The sequence below is a fragment of the Synechococcus sp. WC10meta genome, assembly GCF_047461475.1.
In genome coordinates, this window is sequence record NZ_JANSHF010000001.1 from 77,340 (window position 1) to 85,815 (window position 8,476).

7 protein-coding genes are annotated in these 8,476 nt (G+C 60.1%); 6 read left to right on the plus strand and 1 reads right to left on the minus strand.

The features are described 5' to 3' along the window. The first annotated feature begins 84 nt into the window (after positions 1-84). The 6 genes from rdgB (at position 85) to NW804_RS00445 (ending at position 5,018) form a co-directional block, all read left to right on the plus strand. The gene (gene rdgB, locus NW804_RS00420; protein WP_414394358.1) at positions 85-678 is read left to right on the plus strand and encodes an RdgB/HAM1 family non-canonical purine NTP pyrophosphatase; all 594 of its coding nucleotides are present in this window, start codon (positions 85-87) and stop codon (positions 676-678) included. Between the two features lie 74 nt (positions 679-752). Beyond that, positions 753-1,865 carry a hypothetical protein gene (locus NW804_RS00425; protein WP_414422586.1) on the plus strand — a complete coding sequence of 371 codons (1,113 nt, stop codon included), beginning with the start codon at positions 753-755 and terminating at the stop codon, positions 1,863-1,865. Positions 1,866-1,887: 22 nt separating this feature from the next. Continuing rightward, a complete protein-coding gene (gene tmk, locus NW804_RS00430) occupies positions 1,888-2,502 on the plus strand; it encodes a dTMP kinase (RefSeq protein WP_414422671.1) in 615 nt (204 codons plus the stop codon). A gap of 123 nt (positions 2,503-2,625) precedes the next feature. Next, a complete protein-coding gene (locus tag NW804_RS00435; RefSeq protein ID WP_414420433.1) occupies positions 2,626-3,612 on the plus strand; it encodes a CHAD domain-containing protein in 987 nt (328 codons plus the stop codon). A gap of 91 nt (positions 3,613-3,703) precedes the next feature. Continuing rightward, positions 3,704-4,774 (plus strand): spermidine/putrescine ABC transporter substrate-binding protein, encoded by a 1,071-nt coding sequence (locus NW804_RS00440; protein ID WP_414422587.1) that lies wholly within the window; start codon positions 3,704-3,706, stop codon positions 4,772-4,774. A 100-nt stretch (positions 4,775-4,874) separates the two neighbouring features. Beyond that, positions 4,875-5,018, plus strand: a complete 144-nt coding sequence (locus tag NW804_RS00445; protein ID WP_414346668.1) for a high light inducible protein — start codon at positions 4,875-4,877, stop codon at positions 5,016-5,018. Between the two features lie 71 nt (positions 5,019-5,089). Here NW804_RS00445 and NW804_RS00450 read toward each other — a convergent pair. Next, positions 5,090-8,476, minus strand: a 3,387-nt coding sequence (locus tag NW804_RS00450; protein ID WP_414422588.1) for a response regulator, incomplete at its 5' end; no start/stop codon positions are given.

An 8,476-nucleotide genomic window follows, 5' to 3' on the forward strand; every position in this document is an offset into this window, starting at 1 on the left:
GGCTTAACGGCCAGAGAGGGTAGCCCTGCAGATTGCAGCCAAGCGCTCGGCTAAGATAGCGGAGCCAGATGAGTTTCACTCCCCATGCCCCGTTCCCTAGTTCTGGCCAGCAGCAACCCCGGTAAATGGCGGGAGTTCCACGCCTTTTTCCAGGCCCATGCTCCCCGGTGGGAGTTGCGTCCCCTGCCGGCAGCGATAGAAGTAGAGGAAAGCGGCAGCACGTTTGTCGAAAATGCCCTTCTCAAAGCCAAGGCCGTAGCAACGGCTCTGGGGGAGTGGGCCATTGCCGATGACTCTGGCCTGGCGGTGGCAGCCCTGGGGGGTGCCCCTGGGGTTCATTCGGCCCGCTATGCCCCTGACGATGCCGCCCGCATTCAGCGACTGCTGCGGGAGATGGAAGGGATCTCCAACCGCCAAGCTACCTTCCACTGCGCCATCGCTGTAGTGGATCCCCAGGGCCAGGTGCAGGCATTGGTAGAGGGTCTCTGCCACGGGGAAATCTTGACCCAGCCCCGGGGAGAGGGGGGGTTTGGCTACGACCCGCTCTTCTGGGTGCCAGAGGTGGGGCTGACTTTTGCTGAGATGAGCCCAACGCAAAAAGAAGCCGTCAGCCACCGCGGCCAGGCCCTGAGGGCTCTCAAGGAGCAGTTGCTTATCCTGGAGCGCCGTCTAGGCTAGCTTGGAGAAAGGGCTGCAAGTCCAACTCGGTCTAGGAAGATAGGAGTGCCAGTCTTGCGTTGGGAGCCTGAAAAATGACCTTCTCTGAGGAGCGCGATCCAAACCGTTTTCCAGACGCAACGGCTGCTAGCGGCCAAGGGAATGCCTCCGCTTCCAGCAGCTCGGAGTCCCAAGGCCGGCGTTCCCCACCTCCCCTGCCGGAGGAAGGTCCTGGCCCCTCTGAGGAAAGTGCGGAAGACTGGCTGGAGGATGAAGAGGCCCAGAACGACGGGAAGGCGTCCGCCGCTCCCCTTGCCGGGCGCGCGCTGCCAGCGGAGGAGGCTAAAGAGAGGGCCACCTCAGGCCGAGAAGCTGCTGCTGGATCTTCGCGGGCTGCTGATCGCATTAGGGGGACGGCGTCCTCTCGGGCCGGCCCTGCTGGACAAGCCTTGGTTCCCCGGCGCCTTGTCTCTAGCAACCGGGGCTTTGAGGGATCCGCCCGCTCTTCCGCCTATGCCAGCTCCTACGGGGGTGACTATGGCTCCACCTCCAGCTACGGAGGAAGAGGAGGATATGGAGGGGGAGGCCGCAGCGGCAGATCTTCAGGGGGGATCTCCTCCTCGGATCTGACGGCTTTGCTGGTGGTGGCCCTGCTGGCTTTTTTCGGAGGGTTTGCCATCCGCAACATCTTTGCCGAGTCGGGCGGCTTTGACGATGAGCGCCCCATTCGCGCTGCCAATGTGCCGGAGGCTTTTCGGGATTTTTGCTTTGCCTACAACGGCACCGCCTCCTTTACCGTGGTCCAACTCACCAGTGTCTCTGCCCTCACCGTGGCCTCGGTGCCCATCTACAAAGTGGATACCTGCACCATTCCTGTCAGCCAAACGGCCAATGCCCTGCAGGCCTTGGGCATCCGCGGACGGGCCAACACCCTAGGCCCCCAACTGGGGGGATCCAACCTCACCCTCATCCAGCTTCCCTTGGCCAGCAGCTTGGCCCGCGCCCTCTACAGCCAGTTTCCCGGCTTGGCTGCCCAAGGCGACGAGGCGCAGGTTTTGTCCCAACTGGAAACCACTATCAACAACGCCTTGCGTTCCAACCTCGAAGGGCTGGCCCTGCAAAACCTGCAGCCCACCAACATCCCCGATGTGTACGTGATGGTGCCAGGCCACTCCTTTGACTTGCAGCCGCAGCTTGAGCTGCGCTAGTCCTTCGGCCAGGGATGGGGAAGTGTTCATCACCCTAGAAGGTGGGGAGGGGGTAGGTAAAACTACCCAGCAGGCCCTGCTTGCGCTGCAGCTTCGCCAGGCGGGCTATCCCTGTCTGTGTACCCGCGAGCCGGGAGGGACGGCGCTGGGCCGGGCGCTGCGGGAGATCTTGTTGCATGGGGATCCCCTGACGCCGCTGGCTGAGTTGTTTCTGTACGCGGCAGACCGGGCTGAGCATGTGCAAAAGTGTATCCTTCCCGCTTTGGCAGCCGGCCAGGTGGTGGTTTGCGACCGCTTCACCGATTCCACCCTGGCCTACCAGGGCTACGGACGGGGGCTGGATTTGCAGCAGGTTCGCCAGCTTAACCACTTGGCCACTGGCGGTCTGCAGCCGCATCTTACCCTATGGCTGGATCTCCCGCCTGAGGTGGGGCTAGCTAGGTCTGGGCTTGCCGACAGGCTCGAACAGGAGCGCCTGGAGTTTCACCGCCGCGTCCACCAGGGCTTCCAGACGCTGGCTGCCGCCGAGCCGCAGCGGATTGTCCGCATTGACGCCGAGGGATCCCCCTTGGAGGTGGCTGCCCGCATCTGGTCGGTGGTCCAGCCTCGCCTGCTGACAGCAGTCCCAAGGCCCTAGACGCAAGGTTAAGATTTGGTTAAAAAGGGGGGAGCAGGGGGCGGCTCAAGCTAGCCTGGGTAGGCTAGGGCAGGGGGGCTTGCCGCTCTTTGGAGTTGTTGTCGTGGGTAGGGGAGACTTGCGGTGGACATCATTGCTGCTGAATCGAAAACTGAGAGCCTCGGCAAGACGGAGTCCTCGGAGTCACTCTTGCTCTCGTCTTCAAGCTTGCCCCCGCTAGCTGCTTTGGCCCACCAACTGCTGAGCCAGCAATGGCAGCGGCTGCAGAAGCATGTGGGGAGAGTGCTCAAGCACCACCCGGAGGCGGCAGAATCCCTTCATCAGATCCGGGTGAGCTTGCGCCGCATCGGCACCTGGGCGGAAGTGTTTCAGGGATCCCTGCGCCTGCCCAAGCCGCTCAGGCCCAAACGTTTGCGAAAGTTGATCAAGACGCTGGGCCAGCAGCGGGATCTGGACGTGTTGCTAGAAATCCTCCACGAACCCTGTTGGCAAGGGATCCCGGCAGACCAGCAGGCGGAGCTAGAGGAGCTGAAGGAAAAGCTGCAGCGGCGCCAAGCTCAAGCCGAGAAACACTCCCGCCGCATTCTGGCAGAGGAGGACTTCCTGAAGTTCCAGGCTGCTTGCGAAGAGTGGCTGGTTTCTCCTCGCTACCAGCCTGCGGCCCAGCTTCCTGTGCAGGAGAGCTTGCCCCATCTTTTGGCGCCGCTAGTGGCGGCGTGGTTCCTGCAGCCGGGTTGGCGGATCCCGGCCTTCCCCGAAACCGAAGCTCAGGCTGAACAACTGCATGACCTGCGCAAAGCCACCAAACGCCTGCGCTACCAGCTAGAGTTTTTTGCCCCCTTCTACGGAGAGACCCTCCAAAGCTGGGTGAAGGCCCTCAAGCGTCTGCAGGAACAGTTGGGCCGCTTTAACGACTTGCAAGTTCTCCAGGCCCAGCTACCTGCCGACTCAAGCTTGCAGAACTGGCTGCAGGAACAACAGAAGCTGGCTCTCCAAGATTGGCCCGCGCAGCAACAGCGTTACTGCAACCCTGCCGAGCAGCAGCGGCTATATCAGTTGCTCTTCTTGGTTGGGGAGAACAGCAACGGGGAAGTCCAGGTGGTAGGCTAGAGCAGGGGTTTGAACCGCGATTGGCTGGACAGGATCGCTCCAGATCCATGGCTAGGTGTAAGGGCGACGTCCAGCTCCACTAGGTTTGAAAATGCCCATGAAAAAGAGAATTGCCACGGCCGTTGCTTTGCTCTGCTGTCTACTGGCCCTACTTTTCTTTTGGCGCTTAGGAACTGCTGCCCGAAAACCAACCCTCCAACTCTACATCTGGTCGGAATACATTGACCCAGCCATTCTCACGGCCTTTGAGAAAGCCACTAACAGCCGCGTAGTGGTGAGTGTGTACGAGTCCAACGAGGACATGATTGCCAAGCTGCGGGGGGGCGGCGTCAGCCAGTATGACATTGTCGTGCCCACCGACTACGTTGTGCCCAACATGGTGGAGCTGGGCCTGCTGCAGCCTCTCAACAAAAACCTCATTCCCAATCTCCGCAACCTGGACGAGAAGTTTGTCGGCTTGCCCTTTGACCCAGAAAACACCTACACCGTTCCCTACCAGTGGGGCACCACCGGCATTGGCTACCGCAAAGACCGCCTGCCGGAAAACTTTGAGCGTTCCTGGGGGCTGATCTTTGATCCTAAGCAGCAGTACGGCCCCTTTGTGATGATCGACGAGATGCGCTCTATGCTTGCGGCTGCCGCCTTCTACCTGGGCTTTGACCCCAGTACTACCGTTCCCGCAGAGCTGCAGCAGATTCAGGAGCTGTTGATTCAAGCCAAACGCCGCAGCGCCGGTCTCATTGGCGGGGTGGGCGGCAAAAATCAACTGGTCTCCGGGACAGCCAATGTGGCGGTTGTCTACAGCGGTGATGTCCTGCAAGCTGCCGAAGAAAATCCCAACATTGGCTACTTTGTCCCCCGCGAGGGCGCCCACATTTGGCTTGACGTGATGGCTATCCCTGCCAAAGCTCCTAACCCGGAGCTGGCCAACCGCTTCATCAACTTCATTCTGGAGCCGGAAATTGGCGCCCAACTGAGCAACTACAACCGCTTTGCCACCCCCAACGCTGCTGCCCTACCCAGGATCAACCCCCGGGATCGCCAAAACTCAGCTATCTATCCCGATGAGACGACCTTTGCCAGGCTAAAGTACCTCAAAGTGCTGTCGCAGGAGCAGCTACGTCTGGTTGACGCTGTCTGGACTGCCGTCAAAAGCAGCTAGGGATCCCCTGCCTGCGGCTTGTTAGCTCTCGACACAAAACTTGACACTTTTTAATATCTGAGCCACATTGGGAATGTCACCTACTGATGGAGTTGCAGCCATGGAAAACCAAGAAGCTAAGTTTGGCTTTACGCCCTTTGCCGAAAAATGGAATGGCCGGCTGGCGATGCTGGGCTTTGTAATTGGCGTTTTGACCGAGCTGCTCACGGGCCAAGGGATCCTCTCTCAAATCGGCTTGATGTAATCCCAAGCCCTGGCACAGACCCTTTCTGCTCGGCTGGCAGCCGAGCTTTTGCTTTGCTAAGGCTCTACCCCCTACAAATTCTGCAAGTACTGGCAAATGTCGGCTAGGATGCGCTCCAGCTCCTCTAGGCCCTGGGAAGCCCTGGCCCATTCTGGTGCAGCACTGTCCAGGGATCCCTGCTGGGCCAGTTGCACCCCCAGGTGCTCGAGCTCGCGGGCTGCTTGAGAAAAGGCATGGGCCCCCACGTTGGCGCTGGCTCCCTTGAGGCGGTGGGCAATTTTCCTCAAGTCTTCGGCGTTACCTGCTGCAACGGCTTGGCGCAGCCGCGGCAACAGGTTCTGGCAATCCTGGACGAACACCTGCAGCAGCTCCCGCTGAAACTGGCTGTCGCCGCCCGTAACCCGCTCCAAGTAAGCCGAGTCGATGGGATAGGGCAGCGTGGGATCAGAGTTGCCGCTGGCATCCTTAGGAGAAGGCGGAGCGGGCGAAGCCACCTCGGAGGTAGGCCCATTGGCTGCTCCTAGTGCGGAGGAGGCGATCTTGCGGCTCCAGTAGTTGATCACTCTCTCCAAATCCTCCTTTAGCACCGGCTTACTGAGATAGTCGTCCATCCCTGCTTGCAGGCAGCGCTCCCGATCCTCGTGCATAGCGTTGGCCGTTAGGGCAATCACCACGGTGTGGTGGCCAGATCCCCGCTCCCGCTGGCGCAGACGGCGCGTGGCCTCGTAGCCATCCATTACTGGCATTTGGCAATCCATGAAAACGAGGTCGTACTTGACTTGCTCCAGCAGATCCAACACTTCTTGGCCGTTGGCCACCACATCCGCCAAGTAGCCCAAGCTCTGGAGCTGGCGCAGGGCCACCTTCTGGTTGACGGGGTTGTCTTCTGCCAGCAGGATGCGCAGGGATTGCTGGGGACGGCTGGGTGAGGGCGCACTTTGGGAAGCGGCAGTGCTCATGGATAGCAGCGAAGTGGCCAGGCCAGAGGATTTGCCCAGCGCCATGACCAACGCTTCCTGCAGGCGGCTTTGCTTCACCGGCTTAACCAAGTAGGCGGCAAAGCCCATCTCGGCGGCGCGGCGGGAGTGCTCCCCCAGTCCCACGGAGGTCATCATCACCAGTTGCGTCTGGGACAGTTCCGGATCGGCTTTGATCCAGCGGCCCAGGGTCTCCCCATCCACCTCCGGCATCTGCATGTCCAAGACGGCTAGGGGGAAGGGTCTGCCTTCCCGAACGGCTTGGCGCAGCTTGTCCATAGCCCGATAGGCGTTCTCCGCTTCTTCCACCCTCATCCCCCAAGCCGTAGCTTGGGACCGCAGGATCTTGCGATTGGTGGCGTTGTCGTCCACCACCAACAGCCGCTTGCCCCGCAAATCCACCGGGATGCGAACAGCAGGCTGGGAAAGCTGATGCACATAAGGCTGTCGCTCCAGAGTCAGCTCGAGGCTGAAGGTGCTGCCGCGGCCCTCCTCGCTCTCTAGGAAGATCTTGCCCCCCATCAGCTCTGTCAGTTGCTTGCAAATGGCCAGGCCAAGTCCTGTGCCCCCGTACTTGCGGGTGGTGGAGGCATCCACTTGGGTAAAGGGCTGAAACAGCTTGGCTTGGGCCTCCTTGGGGATCCCGATCCCTGTATCCCTTACCGAAAGCCGGAGCTGGACGTGGGTGGTTGTTTCCTGCATCAGCTCGGCCTGGATGACCACCTCCCCTTGATGGGTAAACTTAATGGCATTGCTTACCAAATTGTTGAGGATTTGCCGCAGGCGCGACGCATCCCCCCGCAGATAGCGCGGCACTTCCGGCGGCATGAGCACTGCCAGCTCCAGGCCCTTGGCGTGGGCAGTGGCAGCAAACAGATCCGCCACCTCTTCTAGACACGAGCGGAGATCAAAATCCAGGATCTCCAGCTCCATTTCCCCGGCCTCCAATTTGGAGAAGTCCAGGATGTCGTTGATGAGAGTCAGCAGCGCGTCGCCACTGACGCGGATAGTCTCCACAAAATCCCGCTGCTCTGGGGTAAGGGGCGTCTCCAGCAACAGCCCCGTCATCCCCAACACCGCGTTCATGGGAGTGCGGATCTCGTGGCTCATGGTGGCCAAGAAGCTGCTCTTGGCCTGGGCAGCTTGCTCTGCCGCTTTGCGGGCTTGTTCTAGCTCGAGGCTGCGCTTTCTCTCCCGCTCCAAAAGGGCTGCTTGGGTGAGGGCAATGCCGATTTGGTTGGCCAGTTGCGATAGCAGCTCAATCTCAAACGGCTGCCACTGGCGGGGTGCCGAGCACTGGTGAGCCAGCAACAGCCCCCACAGCCGCTGCTCCATCAATAGGGGCACCATCAGCTTGGCCTTGACCTGCATTTTTCGCAGCAGCTCCAGGTAACAGGGCTCCAGCCCTTCGGTCTCCACGTTGCTGACGGCGCAAACCCGGCCCTGGCTGCAGAGCTCGACGTATTTCTCCTGAAAACACCGATCCTCGATCACCTCTCCCATCAAGGAGGGGATCCCCGGCTGAGTTTTCTCGTTGGAGATGATCCCGGATCCATCCGGCTGGAAGCGGTAGACCAAGACTCGGTCGGCTTTGAGCAGGGCTTGGATTTCTGTTACCGCCGTTTCCAGGATCTCGGCAATATCCAAAGATTGGCGGATCTTTAAGCTAAGATCGGCCAGGAGTTGAGCCCGCCGGCTCTGGCGCTCCAGCTCTTCGGCAGCTTTTTTGCGCTCGGTGATGTTGCGGAAGATGCCCCGCGTAGCCACCACCACTCCATCTTCAAAGCGGCAGTTGACATTGCCCTCCACCCAGACCGTTTCCCCGTTAGCAGCTACAAAGGCCGCCTCGACGTTTTCCAATGGCTCTCCTGCCAGGAGCCTTTGAAGAAGCATCTGGCAGTGTTGCCGATAGTCGGGGTGGATGATGTCGAAAACCCTCATTTGCTGGATTTGAGTTTCGTCGTAGCCCAGGGTTTCTTTCCAGGCGCGGTTGACATACAAAAAGCGCCCTTCGCGGTCGACGGACTGGATTAGATCGCTAGCATTTTCAAAGAGATCCCGGTAACGCTCTTCGCTTTCTTTGAGGGCCAGCTCTGCCAGCTTGCGGTCGGTGATGTCGATGCCAGTGCTCATGAGAAACTCTGCCTCACCGTTGGCACCGATTAAGGCGGTATTGGTCCAGTCAATCAGCCGCAGTGCCCCTTGCTTGGTGCGCCAGAAGTTTTCATGGCGGTTCAAAAAGAGGGAATGATTGCCCTTGAGCTGTTCAAAAGCCTGCTTTACACCAGGCACATCCTCCGCTGGGATCAAACCCACCTCCCACAGTAGCCGGCCCCTGACTTCCGCCAGCGAGTAGCCAGAGAGTTGCTCGGCGGCCCGGTTAAAGCGCAGGATGCGCCCTTCCGGATCCAGGACCACTACCAACGCCCCTGCTGTATCGATAACTGCGTTGGTAAAATCTCGCTCTTGCTTGAGGGATCG

Excerpts from the sequence above, each read along its gene's own strand:
- rdgB (WP_414394358.1), top strand. The coding sequence starts at position 85 with ATGCCCCGTTCCCTAGTTCTGGCCAGCAGCAACCCCGGTAAATGGCGG.
- NW804_RS00425 (WP_414422586.1), top strand. The coding sequence starts at position 753 with ATGACCTTCTCTGAGGAGCGCGATCCAAACCGTTTTCCAGACGCAACG.
- NW804_RS00440 (WP_414422587.1), top strand. The coding sequence starts at position 3,704 with ATGCCCATGAAAAAGAGAATTGCCACGGCCGTTGCTTTGCTCTGCTGT.
- NW804_RS00445 (WP_414346668.1), top strand. The coding sequence starts at position 4,875 with ATGGAAAACCAAGAAGCTAAGTTTGGCTTTACGCCCTTTGCCGAAAAA.